Here is a 22968-nt window from a genome sequence, read left to right on the forward strand (position 1 = left end):
GAGTGTAAGGCTGTGAAGAAGCAAGCGCTGGTATGGTTGTGCGGTTTGCTCATTATGTTGACTTTGACGGGCTGCTGGGATCGCAGGGAGATTAATGATGTCGGCTTTGTGATCGTGTCGGCATTGGATGTGGGCAAGGAGCCGGGGACTTATCTATCCACGGTGCGCATCGCCATTCCGAAAAAGATGGGGGGAGGGCAAACGGGTTCAAGTGGAGGGCAACAAGGCCCCCCTTACATGACCATCGCAGCGGAGAACCGCAGCCTTGACAAGAATCGGATTGATCTGGAGAAGCAAATGTCTCGTGAAATGCTGACCGCCCATCGCAGGGTGCTTGTTTTTGGGGAGAAAATCGCAAAACGCGGCTTGAAAGAAGTGTTGGATGAATTCAGCCGCAATCCGCAAAATCGCCTGCGCACGCTGCTCGTGATAACCAAAGGGATGGAGGCCAAAGATTTCTTGAAAGAACCTTATGCATTGGAGCCCTTCCCCTCTGAAGCGTTAAGAGAAATGATTAAGCAGCAGATGGAATTTCCTACCACACTGCGCGATTTCTTTGTGCAATCGACATTACCGGGAAGAGAGCCCAGCCTCGCTGCATTTTCCATATCAAAGGGACAGTACCCGCGCTACATGCTGAATCATGTTGCGATCTTTCGAGATTTTAAGCTGGTAGGGTACTTGGAAGGCAATGAAATTATGCTGCTCAATTCGATTATTGGGAAAAACGTATTTGGCTTCATGCGGATCGGGATTCCAGAGGTGCCCGGAAAAGTGTCGGTACAGGTGAGAGAAATTAAAGTGAAGGAGGAGGTAAAAAAGAAGGGAGACCAGCTGACTTTTTCATTTACGGCCCAAGCCATCGGCAGTATCACGGAAACCGATTCTCCTGTGGACTTGAGCAATCCCCGCTATATCGAACAATACAACAAGGCATTTGCCAAACAGCTGGAAAAGGAATACGCCAAGCTATTTGAGAAGCTCCAGAAAACATACAAGGCAGATAGCGCAGGGCTGGGAAATATGGTTTACCGCAAGGACCCTGCATACTGGAAAAAAATCGAAAAGAAATGGCCAGAAATGTATCCGAAACAGAAAGTAACATGGAAAGTGGAGTCTGTTATACGAGATATCGGGGCGACGGGTGCACCCATGCAGCTCCCAGAAAAAGAGGTGACCAAATAATGTGGGGAAAGGTGTTTCTCTTTTCAGCTGGCATGATCTTGATGAGCTTATGGCAAGCCAAGTATTGGTTTTTTCGCGGATATCGACGAGAGGGCTGGGTATTTGTGGGGTGGATGGGAATTGCCTGGATCACGGGCATTCTCTTTTTGTTCGACTTCCGTTTGCCAAGCCCGACGCAACCGTTGTTCCCCAATTGGAAGTGAAGGCGGCAAGCTCTCAGGTGGAGGAGAGCTTGCCGTCTTTTTTCATACGTACGGAGGTTACATAAAAAGCTAAGAAAGAAAAATATCCGAAGAGTACAAGAAATGTCCAATAATGCTGATAGAGATAGTAGAAAGAAATGGTATTACCCGCAAACATCTCGGATGTAAACAGTAAAACGATGGAGATGGGAATCAAGGTACTGCGGATGTCGGACAGGCGAAAAATGATTGCAGCGTCCAGTGCGCTGATCCAGATCAATGCAGCGACTTTTACAGTCATGATGACGGCCCAGATCGAAATGAGCATAATGTCCAGCCGCTCCATCGCCTCGCCCAAGCTTAAGTACCTGATCAACTCGACGGAAGGGAAGACAAATTTGCTGGCCAAATAAGGACCGAAGACCAAAAAATCCAACGCAAACATGATGGTATACAAAAGCATGCCGAGCAGGCAGGAAAAGGTAAGTAAAAAAGCTCGTTTCTGAGGTTGAATCGAGACAAGGGGGAGCAGGGAAAGCAGATAAAAAGACTCGAGAAAAGCCCCCAATGCCTGCCAGATAGAATAGCTCAAGTTCAACCAGGAGTGGGAAAGCAAAGGAAACAGAAAGGAAGGATCGGCTACCTCAAAAGCCATAAGGGGCATCGCGATCAAGGCGATGACACTCAGAATGAAGCTGATCAAGGATAGCCTTGCGATGCTGGTGATCCCATACCAGGCACCGTAGACAGCGACGGACAAGGTCAACAGCGAAACGAAGACGGGCGGTGTCTTGGTTAAAAAATAATTATGGGTAACCTCGGTAAAATTTCGCGTGGTAAACGCGGCGTTGGCCAGTATGAACAGGAGAAAGAGAAAGAGAAATGTCCGATTGAGTGCATGGGGGAGACGATCCCTTTTCTTTTCAGCAATCCGATAAACCAGATACATGAACCCAAAAAGGAGATAGCAGAGAACATAGCCCCCTAGCAAACCAACCCACGAATCCTGCTCGGATGTTTTCATCAATGTGTTCGGAACCAGTGAAATGGGAACCGCTATAAAGCACGTGATGAACAAGGTAACAAATTGAAAGGGGGTCAAGCTAGGCCGCATAGGAAAGTCACCTCTTTCCCTACTATAGACAGAAGAGGTACAAGGATATACCTTGCACCTCTTTTTCTTTACGCTTTTTTCTGATAGACGCACACAACCATTTTCACCAAATACTCGCGCAAACCTGGAAGCTTCGCCAAGCCGGAAACAGCAGAGCGTAAAGGGATCTCTCGCTGAAAGACAGCCGGGTGCTTTACCCCCTGCTGGATACGGCGAAAACGGGCGATCGTCATGCGGTTAATATAAGAGAAGTATTCACTTCCGTCGGCTTTTCTGCTGATCCGAAAGCGAATGCGATCTTGACCGTCCGGCAGGGTGGAAACGAGTTCCTTGTACGCGTCGATCATGGTCTGCTCGGAAAAAAACGAATGCACCCAAGGAATCCCGATCGCATCGGAGAGATGGGCACCGTACGGATGGAAGTAGGGAGGAAAATTGATATAAATATGCCCCCCGGGCTTCAGCACGCGAAAGCATTCTTCGAGCGTTTTCTCCGGTTGATCAACGTGCTCCATCGCATCGTTCATGATGATCGTGTCAAACGATTCATCCGCAAACGGCATATTCGCCGCATCCGCAGTCATGAAGGTAGCAATCTCCCCAAGGCCTTTTTCTCGGGCAAACGCATTTCCCTCTTCCGCATAATGCTCCACCACATCGATCCCGATGATTTTTTTCGGTTGAAAAGTGGCGTAGTAGCAGGTTTTTCCCCCGCCGCCGCAGCCGATATCGAGCACGGTTTTGTCCCGAAACATTTGCTCTTGGGAGTGGTAAGGAAGGAAAAACTGGATCGTTTGCTCCCCTTTGACGAATTGCCATTCCGTATAGCTCATCTTGCCGTCGTTTGCAAGGTTGAAGGGATGGACGGGCAAGGGAAACCATTTATTAACTTGGCACAAGAGACGAGCAGCGACAGACATGCTGCACCCTCCTTTCCATTACAGTAGAGTTTATTAACGGCGCTGCAGAGCTTGCAGGACAAGCTCGCTGCTTTTGGCAGCTTCGTGCGCCAGCGTGAGGGAATGCTCACGGATCAGCGCTTGCTCGTGGTCGAGCTGGCTCGTCCGTTCTTCCAGCAAGGTCAACAGAGCCGTTCCATCCAAATCCTTGATATGGCCCGCGCAAGGCATGCCGGCACGCTCGACGAAGCGATCGATTTTCGGATCATAGGAGATTCCGGTAAAGGGCACCTGCAGCATACAGGCTAGGATCAGCGAGTGCAGCCGCATGCCGACTACATACTGGCAGCTTTTCAACAGACTCATAATGTCGTGAAAAGTGACCGGTTGATCGATGACCTGCGCTCCGGGCTGCTTCATCATTTCCATGATCTCTTTGGAAGGGGGAATATCGCTCGGATAATGCATCGGTAGAAAGAGCACATTCCAGCCTTTTTGTGCGAATGCATCGGCTGCCCGGGCGATGTCTTGCTTGAAGCGCTCCTCCTGCTTCCAGTTGCGGACGGAAAACGCGATCAAAGGACGGGACATATCCGGAAACAGCGAGGCCAGCAGCGCTTTCCCGGGAGCCGCGTCGATTTCATCCGGATGAATAGTCAGGGCAGGGTCCGCCGTTACATACAAAGGCGCTTTGACTCCGCACGCTTTAAAATCTTCTCCCGATTCAAAATCACGCACAGTAATGACATCCACTTTGTTCACGACCTTGTTGATCATGAATCGGCTCAATGGCTTCACGACTGGACCGAAGCCTTGCGCATAAAAAACAACGGGTTTCCCCAGCATTTTTGCAATGGTTACAATACCGAGATAATAGAGCACGCTGCGAGGGCTCGTGACGTCCTGCATCAAGGTTCCTCCGCCCATAACCAGAAGATCGCAGCGGGACAGCTCACGAACAATCGTGGACAATCTCCAGCGATTGTGGGCTTCGATTCCGAATAACGCGGCTGTACGATCAGGCTGATTGGACAGGACGGACAGCGATATATGCGGTTGTTCCCGTCTAAGCGAGGAGATGATTCCGTACAGAACGACATCGTCTCCGGCGTTATTAAATCCGTAGTAACCGGAGATGAGAATTCGCGGCATGAGAGAACCTTCTTTCCATAAAACCTATGTAAAATCACACATTCTCAAGTATAATCGAGTAATTATAGGGAAGTAAAGCAAACTAGAAAAGATAGACAAAGCCTGCAGCAAAGAGACCGACGCCCAAGAGTATCAGAAAAATCATAAAGTAGAGCATGGGCCCGTTGTTTTTGCGGCGCTGAAAGAATTCATCAAACATGGCAGTAACCTCCATTTGGTAGTCCATTCTCCCATCATACCACGCCCGTTGGCTGGAAGACTACCAAATGAACAGGAAGGAGAAAAAGGAATTTCATGCAAAAAAACGAGTGGCTGAAATACATCTTGCATGTGGCGAGTGAGCAGGAGGAAGCCTTTGTCGCCACCGTGCTGGATAGTCCCTATACATTTGGCTGGACGGAGCCGCGCATCGAGGTGCTGGTGACGGAAAACGGCTATGATTATGAAGAAAACCATACGCTGCCCATCACTGCCTATCTGTTCGAACCGATGAACGGAGAAGGGCAGGATGTCCTCATCCAACGTCTGGAGGCGTTCATTGCCCCGTGGAAACCGGATGTCGAGCTGGCACTGGTCGAGGTAGTCGAGGAGGAGAATGATTCCTGGAAAGAAGCCTATCAGGAGGTAGAAGTAGGGGATTGGTGGATCGCTCCCTCCTGGACACCTGCGGAGCGCCTTGCTGGAAAAGAAAAGATTCTGTGGATCGATCCGGGTGCCGCATTTGGGACAGGCTACCATGGCACGACACAAGACATCTTGCTGTTTCTGCAGGAAATGAAGCTTGCCGGGAAGCGGGTGCTGGATATCGGGACAGGTTCGGGGATTCTCTCGATTTTTGCTGCGATGAATGGAGCGGTGCTTCCGATTTACGCGGTTGACATCAACCCGCAAACGAATTATGAGGTCGAGCAAAACCTACTACAAAATGGCCGCAGTCCACAAGAGGTTACGGTCATCATCGGAGATCCGCTCGATGCGGATACCGCAAAGCAGCTGCCGCCGGAAGCTGACTTGATTTTGATTAATATTGGCGGTGATGAAGACATCGCCATGCTGCCGATTGTTGAGCGAACCCTTGCCCGGGATGGCGAGATTATTCTTTCGGGGATCGTGGAGTGGATATTGCCAAAAGTGGAGACAGCCTATGGCAGGATCGGTTTTCACACCGTAGCCAAAAGGCAAAGCGATGAGTGGGTCACACTTGTCATGAAGCGGTAACCGATATAAATAAAGGAACATTGGGAACGGACTGGATGGCGAAGGCAAAATGCGAATCCAGTCTGTTTTCAGTTTGCCATGATTGTGAGAAGATAAAGAAGAGTTAGAAATGAAGGGGGAGACGTCGATGGAACCCATCGTAATCGTGGCAGCGGGCCGTACACCCATTGGCTCGTTTGGCGGTGTTTTGAAAGATGTAAGCGCTCGCAAATTGGCGGAAATCACGATCCGCAGTGTGATTGAACGCGCTGGGATCGATCCAGGATTGGTGGATGAGGTCATCTTGGGCAATTGCTTGCAGCGATCTGATGAGGCGAATATCGCACGCGTTGCTGCCATTGACGCCGGACTGGGCAAGGAAGTGACCGGTTTTACCGTGCAGCGCCAATGCTCGTCAGGGATGCAAGCCATCGTCAGCGGCTTTGCCCAGATTGCATTGGGAGATCGGGAAGTCGTGGTAGCCGGTGGAGTGGAAAGCATGAGCAATGCGCCATATGTGCTGAAAAGTGCCCGTTGGGGGAACCGTATCACGCACGGAGAAATGACAGACTCCATGTGGGAGCTCTTGACTGATCCGCATCATCAGATCCTGATGGGGGAAACGGCAGAGCGGCTCGTTGATCGATATGGCATCAAACGGGAGGAGCAGGACGAGGTCGCCTATCGTTCGCAGATGAATGCCATTCACGCGATCGACAGCGGGCGTTTTCAGGATGAAATCATTCCTGTTCCCGTTCAAAAGCGGAAGGAAACGGTACTGGTTCAAACCGATGAGCATCCACGGCGTGATGTTACCTTGGAAAGCCTCGCGAAATTAAAGCCGAGCTTCCGATCCGATGGCACGGTGACGGCAGGCAATGCCTCCGGAATCAATGATGGAGCGTCTGCTGTGATCCTCATGAAAGAGAGCCGTGCTGCACAGCTGGGGCTCACTCCGCTCGCCCGGATTGTGTCCTATGCGTGGGCGGGAGTAGAGCCGGATCTGATGGGATATGGTCCCGTACCGGCTACGAAAAAGGCGCTGGAGAAAGCAGGCTTAACGCTGGCCGATATGGATTTGATCGAAGTAAATGAAGCGTTTGCTGCCCAATATCTCGCCGTGGAAAAGCTGTTGGAGCTGCCGCGTGAAAAAACAAATGTGAATGGAAGCGGAATTTCGCTCGGTCACCCGGTAGGTTCCACCGGCTGCCGGATTGTCGTGTCCTTGATTCATGAAATGCAAAAACGGGGTGTCTCCCGCGGACTTGCCACCCTTTGTGTCGGTGGCGGCATGGGTATGACCATGATCGTCGAGCGCTAGGCTCTCCCTCCTGTATAAGCCCGTTCCATACTGGCTACACTGGTAACAGCCCCCATCCAAATGTTTTTTGTGGTGGGGGCTTTTTTAGCAGTGCAAAAATGCGATGGGCTTTATACATAGGGAGGACAGTATGATGGGAGAAACCTTTTTGGGTCGATACGGGAAACGTCTTTTTGTCGCAGCCATTTTGCTATTGCTGGCGGGAAGTGCGGCCTATATTGGCTACTCAGCCAATCAATACAAAAAAATGACAACTGAATGGTATCAGCCGCTTACGGAAGAACCGCGCACACAGATTCAGGCACATCCGACGGAGCAGCCTGTTCAGGTGCAGCAGCGACCGGCTGCGGACGTACTGCCGGCCCCCAAACCGCTGAAGCCGTTCACGTTGTTATTAATCGGCACTGACAGCAGAGATGGAGAAAAGGCACGCGCCGATACGATGATGCTGGCTGTGATACGTCCGGCTGACCAAAAGGCTTATCTCCTTTCGATACCCCGGGACACTTACATGGAAATCCCTGGACGCGGCTTTGATAAGGTGAATCACGCGATGGCATTCGGTGGTCCCAAGCTGCTGAAGGCTTCTTTGGAGCAGTTCTTTGCGGTCAAGATCGATCGCTATATGACGATGGATTTTGATGGATTCCGCAAAGTGGTGGACGAGCTGGGCGGTGTCGAGGTGAACGTGAAGAAGCGGATGAAATATACCGATCCTACTGATGACACTTACATCGATTTAAAGCCGGGTCTGCAAACATTGACGGGTGAGCAGGCGCTGGATTATGTCCGTTACCGCAAAAGCGACATGGGCAGGGAAGACAGCGATGCGCAGCGAATTATACGTCAGCAGGAAGTAATCAAGGCGTTGGCCAACAAAGGGACATCGGTACAAGCGTTCATAAAAGCGTTTAAGCTGATGGAGATCTTGGGTAAACATGTTAAAACAGACATTAGCGAGGATGAGATCGCTTCCCTGTTGGCTACCTATTACGACCCGGAGCATAATCATTTGGAGACGGATACCTTGCAGGGCACAGATGAAAGAATCTGGCGCCATGGAATACGGGGCTGGTATTATCTCGTTCCGAAAGCAGAACGTGAACGGATCCAAAAACGACTTGCTCAAGAACTGACACAAAAGTGAACCCCAGGAAGGAAGACTGCTGCAATGAAATACCATATCGTCCAAGTCGTGCGCATAGTTGATCTGAATGAAGAAGTGCTCAGTGAGGTGACATTTGATCACGGGCATTTCGAAACCGTATTCCTCCCGATCGGAGGCTCTGTCGTTACGTATCCACTCGGCCTGCAAGGCTTTGAGGTTGTATATGACAAGCGTAAGGAAGAGGTCGCACGCTATAAGGTCATTGACATTGAACTGAATCTCTTGCGCAATGATGCAATCGTACAGGCGTATCTGGAGCCAATCACACTCATTATCGGCCAGCATGATATCGGTCAATATAACGCCTGAGAGACAATTCATATTGGATTATTTTCAAATTTGTCTTACAATAAAGACAGGAAGAGGTTATGAATGTTGATTGTATGGGAGAAGTAGGCCAATTAGGGATGGAGGTAAGAGTGAATGTCTGTTGCCAAACCTTGGATTGCCAGCTACCCGTCTGAAACCTCTGCGTCACTGGAATACCCCCGTGTTTCTTTGACGCATTTTCTTGTCGAATCTGCCAAAAATTATCCGGAAAACCCCGCCCTGTACTTTATGGGCAAGCGCATCACCTACAGTCAGCTGCTGACACTCAGTTACCAATGCGCGAATGCGTTGATCTCCAGAGGCGTGAAAAAAGGAGATCGCGTGGCGATTATGCTGCCCAACCTTCCGCAAACAGTTATCGCTTATTATGGGGCATTGTTTGCTGGTGCGGTTGTGGTCATGACGAACCCGCTGTACACCGAACGAGAGCTCGTTCATCAGATCAATGATTCCGGTGCGGAAACGCTGATCGCCTTGGACCTGCTGTACAATCGCGTAATGAGCGTGAAAGCTTCGACTCCTCTGAAACACGTGATCTTCACCAGTATTTCCGATTTTTTGCCAATTGTGAAAAAATGGGCATATCCGCTTGTCCAGCGCAAACAGGGTCAAAAACCACCCGCGATTGCCTATGACAATACGATAGAGCCTTTTCTTTCCATTTTAAAAGAAAGCGCTACCAATCCAGTGAATGTAGAAGTAGACCCTGAAGAGGATCTGGCTTTGCTCCAATATACGGGCGGCACGACGGGCGTTGCCAAAGGCGTCATGCTGACCCATATGAATTTGGTCGCCAATACCGTCCAATGCGGGGAAATTCTGTACAAAATGAAACCGGGTCAGGAACGAATCATCGGCGCCCTGCCGTTTTTCCACGTGTACGGGTTGACCACGGTCATGAACAAGGGCATCAAGCTGGGAGCTGAAATCATCTTGATTCCTCGCTTTGATGTGAAGCAGATTCTCGAATCCATCCACAAGCTGAAGCCAACCATGTTTCCAGGGGCACCGACCATGTATATCGGACTCATCAATCATCCGGATTTGCCCAAGTACGATCTGTCATCCATCGAAGCTTGTGTAAGCGGGTCCGCCCCTTTGCCGCTGGAGGTGCAACAGCGTTTCGAGGAAATCACCAAAGGCAAGCTGGTAGAAGGCTATGGCTTGACGGAAGCCTCGCCGGTGACCCATTCCAATCCGTTATGGGGCAAGCGGATCTCAGGCAGTATCGGTCTTCCGTGGCCGGACACCGATTGCAAAGTGGTGGATCCCGCTACCGGTGAAGAGCTGCCGCAGGGAGAAGTGGGCGAATTGGTCGTATCCGGACCACAAGTCATGCGCGGCTATTGGAATCGCCCGGAAGATACGGCGGCAACCTTGAAGGACGGCTGGCTGTTAACCGGTGATATGGGCTATATGGATGAAAAAGGATATTTTTATATCGTCGACCGCAAAAAGGATATGATCATCGCTGGCGGCTACAATATTTATCCGCGTGAGGTGGAGGAAGTATTGTTTGAACATCCAGCTGTGCAGGAGGCTGCGATTATCGGCGTTCCTGATCCATACCGCGGGGAAACGGTAAAAGCATTCGTCATCCTCAAGAAAGGGCAGAGTGTGACCGAGGAAGAACTCAATCAGCACTGCCGCAAGCGCCTGGCATCCTACAAAGTGCCGCGGTTGTATGAATTCCCTGAAGAATTGCCGAAAACCATGGTGGGAAAAGTGCTGCGCCGCAAGCTGTTGGAGGAAGAAAAACTGCGCAGGGAAGCGGAGCAAGATACCAAGCTTGGCTAACTAATTTTCAGACAAAACGGTTTCTTTTCAATCATCAGAAAAGAAACCGTTTTCTTTTTTGACCGAATCATGACAATTGGCCGGGTTTCCGACAAACCAAGGCGATTTTCTGTGTAAAGTTGAGCCTGGAAGATTACAATAAGCCATTAGGAAAGCATTGACACCATTTGAGATGATAGGGTAAACTGAACATGAATGAATGGTCATTCAGTGAACGTGTCATCGAAAGATTTTACGGAGGTAAGCACATGGCAAAGAAAACGGGGGAAAAGTATCAAGCCATTATCGAAGCGGCAGTCACTGTCATCGCGAAGCATGGCTATCATAACGCACAGGTTTCGCGCATCGCTAAGGAGGCGAAGGTGGCTGACGGGACGATTTATCTCTATTTTGAAAACAAAGATGACATCCTGATTTCTTTGTTTGAAGAAAAAATGGGACAGTTCATTGAGACCTGCCGCGGACGTATTGCGGAAGCTGACACTCTTGAACAAAAGTTGTACGTGCTAGTCAAGTCGCACTTGGGCCAGCTGGCTCAGGATCCGGATATGGCAAAGGTCACGCAAATTGAGCTGCGCCAGTCCAATCCGGAAGTGAGCAAGGCGATCATGGAGGTCGTCAAGCATTACTTTGACTTGATCGACGAAGTGATTGTCGCGGGGATCGAGGAAGGGGCATTCCGCCCGGATATTGACAAACGCATTGCACGTATGATGATCTTCGGTACGTTGGATGAGGCAGTATCGTCTTGGGTCATGAAGCAGTGCAAGTACGACCTGGTTTCTTCTGTTGATCCCATCCATAACCTCTTCCTGTATGGTCTGATGCGGAAATAACCAACAGAAAAACGCTTTCTTTGGCAACTAACGTTTGTTACAATAGCCTAGTAAAGCCTGCAAACGGGAGCTATCCCAAAACTGAGCGATCGCTCGGTTAGACAAGTATTGATCTCACATTGAAGTGGAGGGAGAGAGCTTGGCGTACAGCAATTTACAGGTACAGTTGGAGGATCGCATAGCGGTATTAACGATTAACCATCCTCCGGCAAATGCTTTGAACCAGACCACGCTGCAAGAACTGGAGCAAGCGATTGATGAGCTGGAGCAAAACCCGCAGGTAAAGGGTATCATCGTGACAGGAGAAGGGCGCTTTTTCATCGCAGGTGCGGATATCAAGGAATTCACCCAGCTGAATGGGGATAACGCGCGCTTGATGGCGGAAAAAGGTCAGCGCCTGTTCGATAAGTTGGAAGGGCTTACAAAGCCGGTGATCGCTGCCATTAACGGAGCCTGCCTAGGCGGAGGATTGGAATTGGCCATGGCTTGCCACATCCGTCTGGCGGCAGCGGAAGCGAAGCTCGGACTGCCAGAGCTGAACCTAGGGCTCATCCCGGGCTACGGCGGCACACAGCGTCTTCCCCGGTTAATCGGGCGAGGCAGGGCGACGCAAATGATCTTGACTTCGGAAATGATTGACGGACACGAAGCTTATCGTCTTGGACTTGCGGAAGCGGTCTATCCGGTCGAGCAGCTGTTGGCGGAAGCGAAAAAGCTCGCTCACACCATCGCTCAAAAGAGCAGCGTAACGATGAGGCTGGCGCTGGCTGCCATCCATGAAGGTCAGGACCTTGATCTGCAAGCTGGACTCAAACGGGAAGCAGAGCTGTTTGGCGAAGCTTTTGGCACAGAAGATGTAAAAGAAGGGGTTGCCGCTTTCATCGAGAAGCGGAAACCGCAATTCTCGGACCGTTAGAGGGAGGGTAATCGCATGAATATTCTGGTAGTGCTTAAGCAGACTTTTGATACAGAAGAAAAAATCGTGATCCAAGACGGCAAAATCAGTGAAGACGGCGTAGAACGCATCATCAATCCTTACGATGAGTACGCCGTAGAAGAAGCCATCAAGCTGAGAGATGAGCTAGGCGGTGAGGTAACAGTCGTCACAATCGGACCGGATCACGCAGAAAGCGCGCTTCGTACAGCGCTGGCGATGGGAGCGGACAAAGCGGTGCTCGTCGATGACGAATCTCTGTTTGGCGATGAGTACACGACCGCGAAGGTACTGGCTGCCGTTGCGAAAAAAGTCGGTTTTGATTTGATTCTGGGCGGTCAAATGGCCGTTGACTCCGGGGCAGGTCAAGGCGGACCACGCTTGGCAGAAGAGCTCGGCATCAACCACGTATCGACTGCGGTGAAAGTAGAGATTAACGGGACTGCTGTCCGTGTAGAGCGTGACATCGAAGGCGACCTGGAGGTAGTCGAGACCAGCCTGCCTGTGCTGATTACCGCTCAGCAAGGTTTGAATGAGCCGCGCTATCCATCCTTGCCAGGAATCATGAAAGCGAAGAAAAAGCCGCTGGATCGTTATTCGGCAGATGATCTGGGAATCACCGCTTCCGATGTGCAAGCAAAAACGGAGATTGTCGATCAATATCTCCCGCCGAAAAAACAAGCTGGACGCATCCTGACAGGCGACCTGCGAGATCAAGCATCCGAGCTTGTCCAATTGCTCCGCAACGAAGCGAAAGTAATCTAAGGGAAGAGGGGATCGAAATGAAAAAAGTATTGGTCTTGGCAGAAACTCGTGACAATCAATTGCGCAACGTCTCCTTTGAAGCCTTGGCTGCAGCCGCGACGATTGCGGAGGGTGGAGAAGTTGTTGCCGCCATTTTCGGTGGTGCTGATGAAGCATTGGCACACAAGCTTGCCGAGCACGGTGCAGGCAAAGTATATCTGGTAAAGCATGATGCGCTGAATGCCTATACGCCAGACGCTTACACGCAGGCGCTCGCACAAGTGATCGAGCAAGTTGGACCGGATGCTATCGTGACTGGACATACAGCCATCGGTCGCGATCTGGCTCCACGCGTGGCGGCTCGCCTCGGCTATGGCTTGATTTCCGATGCGACAGGCATCGAAGCGGGACCTGCCTTTATTCGTCCGATCTATGCGGGAAAAGCGTTCCAAAAACGCAAATTCGTCGACGGCAAAATTTTCGTAACGATTCGTCCAAACAACATTCCGGTAAATGAGCCGCAAGCTGGCAAGACAGCTGAGATCGTTTCACTGGATGCGGACATCAAGGATCTGCGCACTATCATCAAAGAAGTCGTGCGCAAGACCACAGGAAAAGTCGATCTGTCCGAAGCGAAAGTGATCATCTCGGGTGGTCGCGGCGTCAAGAGCGAAGACGGCTTCAAGCCGCTGCAGGAATTGGCCGATGTACTGGGAGCAGCAGTAGGCGCTTCCCGCGGTGCATGCGATGCAGGGTACTGCGATTACGCGCTGCAGATCGGTCAGACCGGTAAAGTGGTTACCCCTGACCTGTACATTGCATGCGGCATTTCCGGTGCGATCCAGCACTTGGCGGGCATGTCCAACTCCAAAGTGATCGTAGCGATCAACAAGGATCCGGAAGCACCGATCTTCCAGGTAGCGGACTACGGCATTGTCGGTGACCTGTTTGAAGTGGTTCCACTGCTGACCGAAGAATTTAAAAAGGCATTGGCATAAGCCTTTTCATAGAGAGAAAAGCAGCATCCGTTTGGGGTGCTGCTTTTTGCATGGTTTCAACAAAAATGAACCCATTAAAGTGGGAAAATAAATTAACAGAAAATATTGACAATTGATCCGGGCGGTTGTATGGTTAATTCAGGAAAACGTTTTCCTAATCGCAGAGAAGAGAGTGAGCGAACATTTCCGTCACGATCAAAGATATCGCCCAACTTGCCAACGTCTCGATTGCTACCGTCTCGCGCGTGCTCAATCAATCGAAGCCCGTAAGTCCGGAATTGCGGGAAAAGGTGATGAGGATTGTCGCGGAAACGGGCTTTCAGCCAAACGCAATTGCCAGAAGTCTGGTCAACAAGGAGACGAGAATCATCGGAGTGATGGTGCCTGACATCTCCAACAATTTTTTTTCGAGCTTGATTAATGGGATCGACAGCATCATCCATGAGTGGAACTACAGCCTCTTTTTGGCCATCTCGGACGAAGAAGTGGAAAAGGAGTTGAAGTACCTCCGCTTGTTCAAGGAGAAACAGCTGGATGGCATGATTGTCGCCAGCATCCATTTCCTGGAGCAGCACAAACACATTTTGGCGGAAAATCAGATCCCGCTTGTCGTCACTGGCCATGATCTGCCCGAATTTGATATCCCGACGGTCAATGTGAACAACGTGCAGGCTGCCTATGATGCGGTCTCCTATCTGATCGCACAAGGCCATCGCCATATTGCCTGCATTTCCGGCCCGTTGTGGGATCCGCCATGCGGTCTGGATCGCTTGGGCGGATATCGCAAGGCGATGCGGGCGCATGGCATTCCGATACCAGATGGGTTTATGGCAGAGGGAGACTTTACCGCCGAGAGCGCCTATGAAGCCATGGGGCGGATTTTTCAGGCGCAGCAGCGTCCTACCGCTGTCTTTGTTGCCAGCGATCTGATGGCGGTCGGTGCCATGAATTATCTCCACGACCAAGGGATTCGAGTGCCGGAAGACGTCTCGGTCATGGGCTTTGACAATCTGGAGATCGCTTCGCTTGCACGGCCGATGCTGACAACGGTACATAATGATCCGTTCATGTACGGAAAAGCGGCAGGTGAACAATTGCTGAAGATGCTGAGAAACGAACCGGTTGAACGGAGAAGCGTGGTCCCCCACCGATTAGTGATTCGCAAAAGTGTAAGCGCTTACGAAAAGAATCGTACGAAGGAGTGAATGACTTGAAACTGGGAGTTTTTACTGTACTGTTTGGGGATAAATCTTTCGAGGAAATGCTTGACTATGTGAAAGCGGCAGGCTTGGAGGCCGTGGAGATCGGGACAAATGGCTATCCGGGAAGCGCCCACTGCAATCTGGATGAGCTGCTGGAGCATCCGGAGAAACTGCGTGCCTACCAAAAAGCGATTGAAAGCCGCGGCTTGACGATCAGCGCATTAAGCTGCCACGGCAATCCCTTAACCCCGGATCAATCTTTTGCCAAGCTCTGCCATGATACCTTCGTCAAAACCGTGCAGTTGGCGGAAAAGCTGGAGGTGCCCGTAGTCAATTGCTTTTCCGGGACGGCTGGGGATCATGAAGGAGCAAAATATCCGAACTGGCCAGTCGCGCCATGGCCGAACGAATACAGGGATGTCCTCAACTGGCAGTGGGAAGAGAAGCTGGTTCCTTATTGGCAGGAATGGGGAGCATACGCCGCGTCTCACCATGTGAAGGTAGCGTTGGAGATGCACGGCGGCTTCCTCGTACATACTCCCGGCACCTTGCTGAAGCTTCGCGACCGGGTCGGGGAGGTGATCGGGGCCAATTTTGATCCGAGCCATATGTGGTGGCAAGGCATCGATCCAGTTGCAGCGATAAAAATCCTCGGCAAGGAAAAAGCAATCCATCACTTCCATGCGAAAGACACCTATATCGATCAAGAGAAAGTGAACATGTACGGATTAACCGATATGAACTCGTACGCGAACCTGAACGAGCGAGCTTGGTATTTCCGCACCGTCGGCTATGGTCACGACATGCACGAATGGGCCAACATGATGAGCGCGTTGCGGATGCACGGCTATGATTACGTGATCAGCATTGAGCACGAGGATGCGCTGATGTCGATTGAAGAAGGCTTCCAGCGAGCGGTACAAAATCTCCAGCAGGTCATCATCCGCGATTCGGTAAGCACACCCTGGTGGGTATAGGAGGTCAGCGATGACACAGAAAATCTGGAAAATGGGAATCATTGGAGCGGGCGGAATCTCGGAGGTGCATCTGGAAGCCATCAAGGAGGAGCCCCGGGCTCAGGTCGTAGGAATTGCCGATGTGTCACAAGACATGGCGTCCCATCGGGCACAGCGGCATCAGATTCCGCATGTATTTACGGATTATAAAGACATGCTGGCGCAAATCGAGCTGGATGCAGTCGTCCTGTGTGTACCGAATTATCTGCACCACGAGGCAGCCATCTACGCCCTGCAAGCGGGTAAGCATGTTCTCTGCGAAAAACCGATGGCGATGAGTGTCCAGCAGGCGGAGGAAATGATCGCCGCCTCCAAGCAGGCCGAAAAAACCCTGATGGTCGGACAAAACAATCGCTTCCGCGCAGAATCCCTTGCACTGAAACGTTTCGTAGAGGAGGGGAAGCTGGGAGAGGTGTACGTAGCGAAAACAGGTTGGATCCGGCGCTACGGCATTCCCGGCTGGGGCAGCTGGTTTACGCAGAAAGATTTGGCCGGCGGAGGACCGCTGATCGACATTGGCGTCCACATGCTGGATCTGACCTTGTGGCTGCTCGGACATCCGAAGCCGGCCAAGGTGTTAGGGAAGACGTACGCTCATTTCGGACCGCGAAAAAAAGGGCTCTCGGAATGGGGTCGCAGAGACGACCATGGGAAATTCGATGTCGAAGATCTGGCATTGGCCATGATCACCTTCGAAAATGGAGCAGCCTTAACGCTCGAAGCAAGCTGGGCATCCCATATCGAAAAGGAAAACGTTTTCCTAGAATTGTACGGCACCGAAGGCGGTTCCTCTTTGAAGTTGCTGGACGATCAGTTCACCCTTTTCCATGAGTGGAACGAGGCGCCTTCCACCACCACGCTTCAACCGCCGAAAGTCAATGAGCGTCTCCTCTTGTTCCGCAATTTCATCAACTCTCTGGAAGGAACAGCTCAGCCTGTATGCACTCCCGAACACGCCCTCTATATCAACAAACTGATCGATGCCATCTACCAATCCGCTGAAACAGGCGAGGCTGTCACTTTGTAAACACCTGAAAGAATAGTAGTCCCTATGCAAAAATGATGAGGGGGTTATTCCATTGAAGGGTTTCAAAAGAGTAGCAAAGATCGGATTTTCCTTGTCAATCGCACTTTCATTGGCAGCATGCTCACAACCACAGCAAACAACCACTCCAGCCGCACCGCCCGCACCAACTCCTTCCGCAAGTGAAACACCAAAACCAGCCGATACCGAAAAAGTCAAAATCGTTTATGCCCGCGGCAAAGATGTCACTCAAGGGACTGCTAAGTTGGTTGAAGCGTTTGAGCAGGCCCATCCTAACATCGATGTGGAAGTGCGGGAGATGCCGTCCGATACGGGCCAGAGCCATGATCAATATGTGACGATGTTTAGCGCGCAATCCTCTGAAATCGATGTGTTCGACCTGGATGTGATCTGGCCGGCCGAATTTGCCCAAGCGGGATATCTGCTGCCTTTGGATCGCTTGATGGAGCAGGATGGCATCAAGACCGAGAATTACATCAAGGGGGCCATGGATGCAGGGAATTTTGGCGGCCAGCAGTGGACGATACCCAAATTCATCGATGCCGGGCTGCTCTTCTATCGCACCGACCTGGTGAAAGAACCGCCAAAGACATGGGATGATCTGATCAAAGCAGCACAGGCAGCGAATGGTCAGGGCGGGACAAAATTTGGTTATCTCATGCAGGCAAAGCAATATGAGGGGTTGGTATGTAACTTCGTGGAGTTCAGCACAGCTTACGGTGGAAAAATTCTCGATGGGCAGGGCAATGTAGTTGTCAATAATCCGGGCACTATCAAAGGTTTGAAAAAGATGATGGAGGTCGTCCAGTCGCAATTCGTGCCGACGAATATCACGACATTCACGGAAACCGAATCCCATACGGCTTTCATTGAAGGGCAAGCTGCTTTCATCCGTAACTGGCCGTATCAATTTGCGTTGGCTCAAGATGCAGCCCAGTCCAAAATCGTTGGCAAGGTTGCGATTGCACCGCTGCCAGCCGGAGATGCTGGTTCGGCTGCCGCATTGGGAGGCTGGATGGGCGGCATCAACAAGTACTCGACTCATCCGAAAGAAGCATGGGAATTTTTGAAGTTCATGACAGGTCCAGAAGGGCAAAAGATTTCCGCCGTTCATGGTGGCTTAGCTCCTACTTACCTGCCGGTCTATGAAGATGCGGAGGTGCAAAAAGCAAGCCCATTGTTCGCCAACAAGGATTTCATCAACGGCGTGAGCGCAGCCGTCTCTCGTCCGACCACCCCTATCTATCCGAAAATTTCCGAGGTCATCCAGATTGAGGTTTCAAAAGCGCTCGCAGGACAGCAAACCGCTGAGCAGACCGTGCAAAACATGGAAAAAGCCATGAAGGAATTGATCCAAAAATAAGCAGGGAGATGGAGCTGCCAGCACGCAGGTGGATCGATGGATGGTGGAAGCATAATCGGCCTAGTGCCCTGGCAGCTCTTTTTTCGTCGATATGAATTTAATAAATTCCCATCGACATAAGAGCAGCGAAGCTACGCCAAAGACTTGGCGTAGCTAAGTTTTTCCAATTGATCACAAGGGGAAGATGGTGAATGGATGAATCGGATGACGACGAAAGGCTCGCTGTCGGAAAAACAGATGGGTTATCTTTTAATCGCACCTGCCCTGCTTATCATACTGATCATCGCGATCTGGCCGGTGATCCGTTCCTTTTGGATCAGCCTGCATGATGTCCGGCTGAATGATCCGACGAAAAATGAAATTCATGAAACGTACGGCCTGGATATGGAGCGGTATGTCAATACGCTGCCCAACCTGCTTCGTTACCTGGACCGGGAGGCGAACACCGCGCAAGGGACGGACAAGGATCAATTGCTTGGCATGAAGCTGCAAATTGAACAGATGAGGGATACCCTGGGTCAGACGGGGGAAGTGGCTGCCCGCTATCAACAAATCGATCAGCTTTTGCTTGCATTCAAACCTGTACCGCAGGAGCTGAAGTACGTCGAGTTAACGGAAGAACAGACGGATTTGATGCGGAACACGTTGCAAGAGGTAGAAAAAGCTTTACTAACCATGGCCAATCAGAAGCTACTGCAAAAACCGGAGGGTGCGGTCGGAGTCATTCAAGGTATATCCTCTGCCTTGATCGAGCCAAACTATGTGGGCTTTGCCTACTACAAGCAATACCTGACGGATGGCAGACTGTGGGCAGCTCTTTCCAATACATTATTCTTTACCGTGATTTCAGTCAGTCTCGAGCTCGTATTGGGCTTGTGGATTGCCCTGCTGATCAATCGGCAATTTATGGGGCGCGGGCTGATTCGTGCGGCTGTGCTGGTGCCGTGGGCCGTGCCTACCGTGATCTCTGCGTTGATGTGGAAATTTCTATATGACGGACAAAATGGCATTGTTGCTTTTTTATTCGAACAAGTCGGACTGTTGGATGATATGGGCACGCTTTTGACGACCAAGGGTGGCGCGATGTTCTCCGTCATCTTCGCCGATGTGTGGAAAACGACACCGTTTATGGCTTTGCTGCTGTTTGCCGGTTTGCAGACGATCCCGCAAAGCCTGTACGAAGCAGCGGAAGTAGATGGCGCATCCAAATCACAGCAGTTTTTCCGAATCACCTTGCCCCTGTTGAAATCAAGCATTTTGGTGGCTTTGCTGTTTCGGACATTGGATGCATTTCGAGTGTTCGATCTGATCTACGCGCTGACAGGGGGAGGGCCAGCGAATTCCACGGAGACCATCTCCGTCTACGCTTACAAAACGATGTTTGCCCAAATGAGCTTTGGAGAAGGATCGGCACTGGCGATTATCGTGTTCTTCTGTGTAGCGCTGATCTCGATCGGTTACATCAAAATATTGGGAGCCGACTTGATCGGTGAGAGCAGAGGGAGGTAAAGACGAAGATGAGTATGCAAAAGAAAGCGGGGCCCTTCTTCTATTTGTTCTTGCTGATCTTTCTGTTCGTCATCATGTTTCCTTTCCTTTGGGTATTGCTGGCGGCGTTGAAGCCGCCAAATGAGCTGTTTGGCGCGCATGCCTTTCAGATTATCATTGAAAATCCGACCTTGGACAATTTTGCCCGGGTATTTACCGAGCGTCCATTTGGCACGTATCTATGGAATTCCACTGTAGTGGCCACGTTGACGACGCTTTATGCCATTACGATCGCTTCCTTTGCCGCTTATGCGGTCGCCTGGCTTCCGTTTAAAGGAAAAAGCATCGTCCTCGGGATGGTCTTGGCTGTCAGTATGTTTCCGCAGATCGCTACGATTTCGCCGATTTTTATGTTTATGCAGTCGATGGGGTTAACCAATAGTTACTTGGGCCTGATCATTCCGTATACGACGTTTGCCTTGCCGCTTGCGATCTGGAACTTGACCGTCTTTTTCCGCAAAATCCCGATCGATCTGGGGGAAGCCGCCAAGGTGGATGGGGCCAGCATCTGGCAGACGATGACGAGAGTCTTTTTTCCGCTGGCGATGCCCGGTGTTTTTACGACCGCAATCCTCGTCTTTATTGCAGCTTGGAATGAATTCCTCTTTGCATTGACGATCAATACTCAGGAAGCGATGAAGACCGTACCTGTGGGAATCGTGATGTTTCAGGGACAATACACGATGCCGTGGGGTGAAATTTCCGCAGCTTCCATCATCGTCACAGTCCCGCTGGTGATACTCGTGCTGGTGTTCCAAAGACGGATTGTCTCCGGGCTTACATCCGGTGCCGTCAAAGAATAAGGGGACAACAACTACGCCATGTGGTAATCGCGGATGCCGTGGCTATGCAAAGCGACCAGCATGTCTGCGGCATCATCGCATTCCAGCAGAACAGCAACCTGACCGCCATCCAGGGCTCGTACACAATTGTCGCATTGTTCCGCATGAAAGCCTTGGGAGTAAAGGGTATCGGAGAGCGATGTGGCTTGAAAGTCGTCGGCATTGGATGATTTGGCACTATTTAAAAAGGTGATCGAGTGAATCGTCGTCTCCAGAGCGGATTGCCGGATAAACCGCATGGCTTCATCTTCGTGCGGGAAAAATGCAATAATCGCTGCCACAACCGGTGTCCTCCTTTTTAGCAATAGGGTGATTCAAAAAGGGGTAGAATATGTGTGGCGGAAAGTGTCGCCTGCCATAGTCTTTTCAGGAAGAGAATGGTATACTGAAAGCCGTCGAAAGATATCATCGATCCTGAAAGTAAAGGAGGTAACTCACATGGCTATCGTTAACGTAACCGATCAAACTTTTACCCAAGAGGTAGAACAAGGAGGCACCGTCCTCGTCGATTTCTGGGCACCTTGGTGCGGACCATGCAAAATGATCGCACCAGTACTGGAGCAAATCGATGGAGAAGTGGGATCCAAGCTCAAAATCGCAAAGGTGAATGTAGACGACAATCCGGAATCGGCAGGTCGTTTCGGCATCATGTCGATCCCTACCCTTTTGGTATTCAAAGATGGTCAGCCAGTTGACAAGGTAGTTGGTTTCCAACCGAAGGAAGCCCTCATGGCAACTGTTGGCAAACATCTGTAAGCTTTTTGCTTGTAAAAAGGCAGCATCGCACTTTTCGCGATGCTGCCTTTTTCCGTACTGCTGACCAGCTGGCAAATTGAGAGAGGGGAACGCAACCAACAGTTACCACCGTTTGGAAAATTGCTACGGGACTGAATATATCTTTTTCATCATTAATAAAAGAAGACGAATCTACCATATCCATTGTGAATCGAAAGGAAGAGCCCGATATAACAGAGGATAATGGTAAATGGTCACGTTTATGTGTTATTTCCGTTCAACCCACAAACCCAAATCGAAAAATTCACGATCGTGTTAAAACCAAAAGCAAGCTATGTGTCTACGCCGCACAATGAGGGTGTTCAAGAGTACATCACAGTTCTTTCAGGCGAATTTACCATCACGTCATTCACTGAAGCTGGTTTCGAGAACACGGTAATCACGTTAACCGTTGAATCTGGCATATGATGGGGAAAAACCTACTTAAGAGGAGTTGCAATTCCATGCCGATTTCTCCAGGTACCCATCTGCTGTATACTGTACGCCCGGGTGACAGCCTGTATACGATTGCGGACCAATTGGGAACCAATGTACCGTCGATGGTGCGGATGAATTCGTTGGTTCCCCCTGTTACAGATCCCGACCGAATCTTCCCTGGTCAAGTGCTGTTGGTGAGATTGCCAGGTATGGCGGAGCAAAGTTCCGTTATCTATCAAGTTCAGCCGGGAGATAGGCTATATCAGATCGCGGAGCGGTTTTCCGTCAGCGTGGACATGTTGGCTGGTTTGAACCAATTGCAACAGCCAGACAATCTTCGCGTCGGCCAAATGCTATACATCGCCGCCTTTGTGTACGAAGTAGAGCAAGGGGACTCTCTGTATCAGATTTCCCGCCGTTTCGGAACGACATTGAGTGAATTGATTCGCGCCAACCGGAATCGACCAGGGGTATCTCCCGATGTCCTTTATCCCGGTTTTCGTTTGGTCGTTCCGCTGCCATCCTCGACGAATATTGTCGTGTCCCAGCCGATACCCGGAACGAGGATTGCCCCTGGACAGCATTTGGCAGGCAATGCCCGCGCATTCGAAGCGACGATCAATTATCAAATTCGTGACGCGATGGGGCGAATCGTGACACAAGAACGGGCTGCAACGACGTCACAAGGCGCTCCCGCTTACGGTATATTCGATGTACAGCTTCCATTCGATCAAACGCCCACCACGCAGACAGGCATATTGATAGTGTACACACGCAGTGCCCGCGATGGTAGCATTCAAGACTTAGTCGAGGTTCCCGTTGTATTTTAATATCCAATGGATTTGCTCTCTCAACAGAAGTGTGGGGGAGCTTTATTAATTTT

The 22968-nt window shown here is 50.7% G+C and carries 23 protein-coding genes; 19 read left to right on the forward strand and 4 right to left on the reverse strand.

Features of this window, described 5'->3' with window-relative positions; all coding sequences use genetic code 11:
• Nucleotides 1-12 precede the first annotated feature (12 nt).
• Together EIZ37_RS11385 and EIZ37_RS11390 are read left to right on the forward strand one after the other, a co-directional pair.
• Nucleotides 13-1185, forward strand: a complete 1173-nt coding sequence (locus tag EIZ37_RS11385; RefSeq protein ID WP_134684728.1) for a Ger(x)C family spore germination protein — start codon at nt 13-15, stop codon at nt 1183-1185.
• Entirely contained in the window at nt 1185-1388 is a 204-nt protein-coding gene (locus tag EIZ37_RS11390) for a hypothetical protein (RefSeq protein WP_134684729.1), read from the forward strand. Before EIZ37_RS11385 ends, EIZ37_RS11390 begins: the two co-directional genes overlap by 1 nt.
• 13 nt (nt 1389-1401) lie before the next feature.
• Here EIZ37_RS11390 and EIZ37_RS11395 read toward each other — a convergent pair whose 3' ends face one another.
• The 3 genes from EIZ37_RS11395 to csaB form a co-directional block, all read right to left on the reverse strand.
• Entirely contained in the window at nt 1402-2481 is a 1080-nt protein-coding gene (locus tag EIZ37_RS11395; protein ID WP_134684730.1) for a GerAB/ArcD/ProY family transporter, read from the reverse strand.
• A 68-nt stretch (nt 2482-2549) separates the two neighbouring features.
• Nucleotides 2550-3401 carry a class I SAM-dependent methyltransferase gene (locus tag EIZ37_RS11400; RefSeq protein ID WP_134684731.1) on the reverse strand — a complete coding sequence of 284 codons (852 nt, stop codon included), beginning with the start codon at nt 3399-3401 and terminating at the stop codon, nt 2550-2552.
• Nucleotides 3402-3434: 33 nt separating this feature from the next.
• Entirely contained in the window at nt 3435-4532 is a 1098-nt protein-coding gene (csaB, locus tag EIZ37_RS11405) for a polysaccharide pyruvyl transferase CsaB (RefSeq protein ID WP_134684732.1), read from the reverse strand.
• A gap of 294 nt (nt 4533-4826) precedes the next feature.
• Here csaB and EIZ37_RS11410 point away from each other — a divergent pair, with 294 nt between their 5' ends.
• From EIZ37_RS11410 to EIZ37_RS11480, 15 genes are all read left to right on the forward strand, one after another.
• A complete protein-coding gene (locus EIZ37_RS11410; RefSeq protein WP_134684733.1) occupies nt 4827-5750 on the forward strand; it encodes a 50S ribosomal protein L11 methyltransferase in 924 nt (307 codons plus the stop codon).
• 127 nt (nt 5751-5877) lie between these two features.
• A complete protein-coding gene (locus EIZ37_RS11415; protein WP_134684734.1) occupies nt 5878-7050 on the forward strand; it encodes a thiolase family protein in 1173 nt (390 codons plus the stop codon).
• A 130-nt stretch (nt 7051-7180) separates the two neighbouring features.
• Entirely contained in the window at nt 7181-8197 is a 1017-nt protein-coding gene (locus tag EIZ37_RS11420) for an LCP family protein (RefSeq protein WP_134684735.1), read from the forward strand.
• Between the two features lie 24 nt (nt 8198-8221).
• Nucleotides 8222-8527 (forward strand): hypothetical protein, encoded by a 306-nt coding sequence (locus tag EIZ37_RS11425; protein ID WP_134684736.1) that lies wholly within the window; start codon nt 8222-8224, stop codon nt 8525-8527.
• Nucleotides 8528-8641: 114 nt separating this feature from the next.
• Nucleotides 8642-10345 carry a long-chain-fatty-acid--CoA ligase gene (locus EIZ37_RS11430; RefSeq protein WP_134684737.1) on the forward strand — a complete coding sequence of 568 codons (1704 nt, stop codon included), beginning with the start codon at nt 8642-8644 and terminating at the stop codon, nt 10343-10345.
• 248 nt (nt 10346-10593) lie between these two features.
• A complete protein-coding gene (locus EIZ37_RS11435) occupies nt 10594-11181 on the forward strand; it encodes a TetR/AcrR family transcriptional regulator (protein ID WP_134684738.1) in 588 nt (195 codons plus the stop codon).
• Nucleotides 11182-11320: 139 nt separating this feature from the next.
• Nucleotides 11321-12097 carry an enoyl-CoA hydratase gene (locus EIZ37_RS11440; RefSeq protein ID WP_134684739.1) on the forward strand — a complete coding sequence of 259 codons (777 nt, stop codon included), beginning with the start codon at nt 11321-11323 and terminating at the stop codon, nt 12095-12097.
• A 15-nt stretch (nt 12098-12112) separates the two neighbouring features.
• Nucleotides 12113-12880: an electron transfer flavoprotein subunit beta/FixA family protein gene (locus EIZ37_RS11445; RefSeq protein WP_134684740.1), complete on the forward strand. Its 768-nt coding sequence runs from the start codon at nt 12113-12115 to the stop codon at nt 12878-12880.
• A 17-nt stretch (nt 12881-12897) separates the two neighbouring features.
• Nucleotides 12898-13857: an electron transfer flavoprotein subunit alpha/FixB family protein gene (locus EIZ37_RS11450; protein WP_134684741.1), complete on the forward strand. Its 960-nt coding sequence runs from the start codon at nt 12898-12900 to the stop codon at nt 13855-13857.
• Between the two features lie 203 nt (nt 13858-14060).
• A complete protein-coding gene (locus tag EIZ37_RS11455; RefSeq protein WP_268898744.1) occupies nt 14061-15062 on the forward strand; it encodes a LacI family DNA-binding transcriptional regulator in 1002 nt (333 codons plus the stop codon).
• Nucleotides 15063-15067: 5 nt separating this feature from the next.
• Entirely contained in the window at nt 15068-16036 is a 969-nt protein-coding gene (locus EIZ37_RS11460) for a sugar phosphate isomerase/epimerase family protein (protein WP_134684742.1), read from the forward strand.
• Nucleotides 16037-16046: 10 nt separating this feature from the next.
• On the forward strand, nt 16047-17102 hold the full coding sequence (locus EIZ37_RS11465; protein ID WP_134684743.1) for a Gfo/Idh/MocA family protein: 1056 nt from the start codon (nt 16047-16049) through the stop codon (nt 17100-17102).
• A gap of 52 nt (nt 17103-17154) precedes the next feature.
• Entirely contained in the window at nt 17155-18483 is a 1329-nt protein-coding gene (locus EIZ37_RS11470; RefSeq protein WP_134684744.1) for an ABC transporter substrate-binding protein, read from the forward strand.
• Nucleotides 18484-18678: 195 nt separating this feature from the next.
• The gene (locus EIZ37_RS11475; RefSeq protein WP_134684745.1) at nt 18679-19992 is read left to right on the forward strand and encodes a carbohydrate ABC transporter permease; all 1314 of its coding nucleotides are present in this window, start codon (nt 18679-18681) and stop codon (nt 19990-19992) included.
• 14 nt (nt 19993-20006) lie between these two features.
• Nucleotides 20007-20834, forward strand: a complete 828-nt coding sequence (locus EIZ37_RS11480; RefSeq protein ID WP_134684825.1) for a carbohydrate ABC transporter permease — start codon at nt 20007-20009, stop codon at nt 20832-20834.
• An 11-nt stretch (nt 20835-20845) separates the two neighbouring features.
• On the opposite strand, the gene EIZ37_RS11485 is transcribed toward EIZ37_RS11480, so the two are convergent.
• Nucleotides 20846-21154, reverse strand: a complete 309-nt coding sequence (locus tag EIZ37_RS11485) for a hypothetical protein (RefSeq protein ID WP_134684746.1) — start codon at nt 21152-21154, stop codon at nt 20846-20848.
• A 157-nt stretch (nt 21155-21311) separates the two neighbouring features.
• On the opposite strand from EIZ37_RS11485, the gene trxA reads away from it, so the two are divergent.
• Both trxA and EIZ37_RS11495 read left to right on the forward strand, forming a co-directional pair.
• Nucleotides 21312-21629, forward strand: coding sequence for a thioredoxin (trxA, locus tag EIZ37_RS11490; protein WP_134684747.1), 318 nt, complete (start codon nt 21312-21314; stop codon nt 21627-21629).
• A gap of 482 nt (nt 21630-22111) precedes the next feature.
• Entirely contained in the window at nt 22112-22915 is an 804-nt protein-coding gene (locus tag EIZ37_RS11495; protein WP_134684748.1) for a LysM peptidoglycan-binding domain-containing protein, read from the forward strand.
• The last annotated feature ends 53 nt before the right edge of the window (nt 22916-22968 follow it).

The sequence above is a fragment of the Brevibacillus migulae genome (assembly GCF_004521915.1).
Taxonomy (GTDB): Bacteria; Bacillota; Bacilli; order Brevibacillales; family Brevibacillaceae; genus Brevibacillus_F; species Brevibacillus_F migulae.

Coding starts and splice junctions, on each gene's coding strand:
- EIZ37_RS11390 (WP_134684729.1), top strand. CDS start 1,185: ATGTGGGGAAAGGTGTTTCTCTTTTCAGCTGGCATGATCTTGATGAGC.
- EIZ37_RS11395 (WP_134684730.1), bottom strand. CDS start 2,481: ATGCGGCCTAGCTTGACCCCCTTTCAATTTGTTACCTTGTTCATCACG.
- EIZ37_RS11400 (WP_134684731.1), bottom strand. CDS start 3,401: ATGTCTGTCGCTGCTCGTCTCTTGTGCCAAGTTAATAAATGGTTTCCC.
- csaB (WP_134684732.1), bottom strand. CDS start 4,532: ATGCCGCGAATTCTCATCTCCGGTTACTACGGATTTAATAACGCCGGA.
- EIZ37_RS11410 (WP_134684733.1), top strand. CDS start 4,827: ATGCAAAAAAACGAGTGGCTGAAATACATCTTGCATGTGGCGAGTGAG.
- EIZ37_RS11415 (WP_134684734.1), top strand. CDS start 5,878: ATGGAACCCATCGTAATCGTGGCAGCGGGCCGTACACCCATTGGCTCG.
- EIZ37_RS11420 (WP_134684735.1), top strand. CDS start 7,181: ATGATGGGAGAAACCTTTTTGGGTCGATACGGGAAACGTCTTTTTGTC.
- EIZ37_RS11425 (WP_134684736.1), top strand. CDS start 8,222: ATGAAATACCATATCGTCCAAGTCGTGCGCATAGTTGATCTGAATGAA.
- EIZ37_RS11430 (WP_134684737.1), top strand. CDS start 8,642: ATGTCTGTTGCCAAACCTTGGATTGCCAGCTACCCGTCTGAAACCTCT.
- EIZ37_RS11435 (WP_134684738.1), top strand. CDS start 10,594: ATGGCAAAGAAAACGGGGGAAAAGTATCAAGCCATTATCGAAGCGGCA.
- EIZ37_RS11445 (WP_134684740.1), top strand. CDS start 12,113: ATGAATATTCTGGTAGTGCTTAAGCAGACTTTTGATACAGAAGAAAAA.
- EIZ37_RS11450 (WP_134684741.1), top strand. CDS start 12,898: ATGAAAAAAGTATTGGTCTTGGCAGAAACTCGTGACAATCAATTGCGC.
- EIZ37_RS11465 (WP_134684743.1), top strand. CDS start 16,047: ATGACACAGAAAATCTGGAAAATGGGAATCATTGGAGCGGGCGGAATC.
- EIZ37_RS11475 (WP_134684745.1), top strand. CDS start 18,679: ATGAATCGGATGACGACGAAAGGCTCGCTGTCGGAAAAACAGATGGGT.
- EIZ37_RS11480 (WP_134684825.1), top strand. CDS start 20,007: ATGCAAAAGAAAGCGGGGCCCTTCTTCTATTTGTTCTTGCTGATCTTT.
- trxA (WP_134684747.1), top strand. CDS start 21,312: ATGGCTATCGTTAACGTAACCGATCAAACTTTTACCCAAGAGGTAGAA.
- EIZ37_RS11495 (WP_134684748.1), top strand. CDS start 22,112: ATGCCGATTTCTCCAGGTACCCATCTGCTGTATACTGTACGCCCGGGT.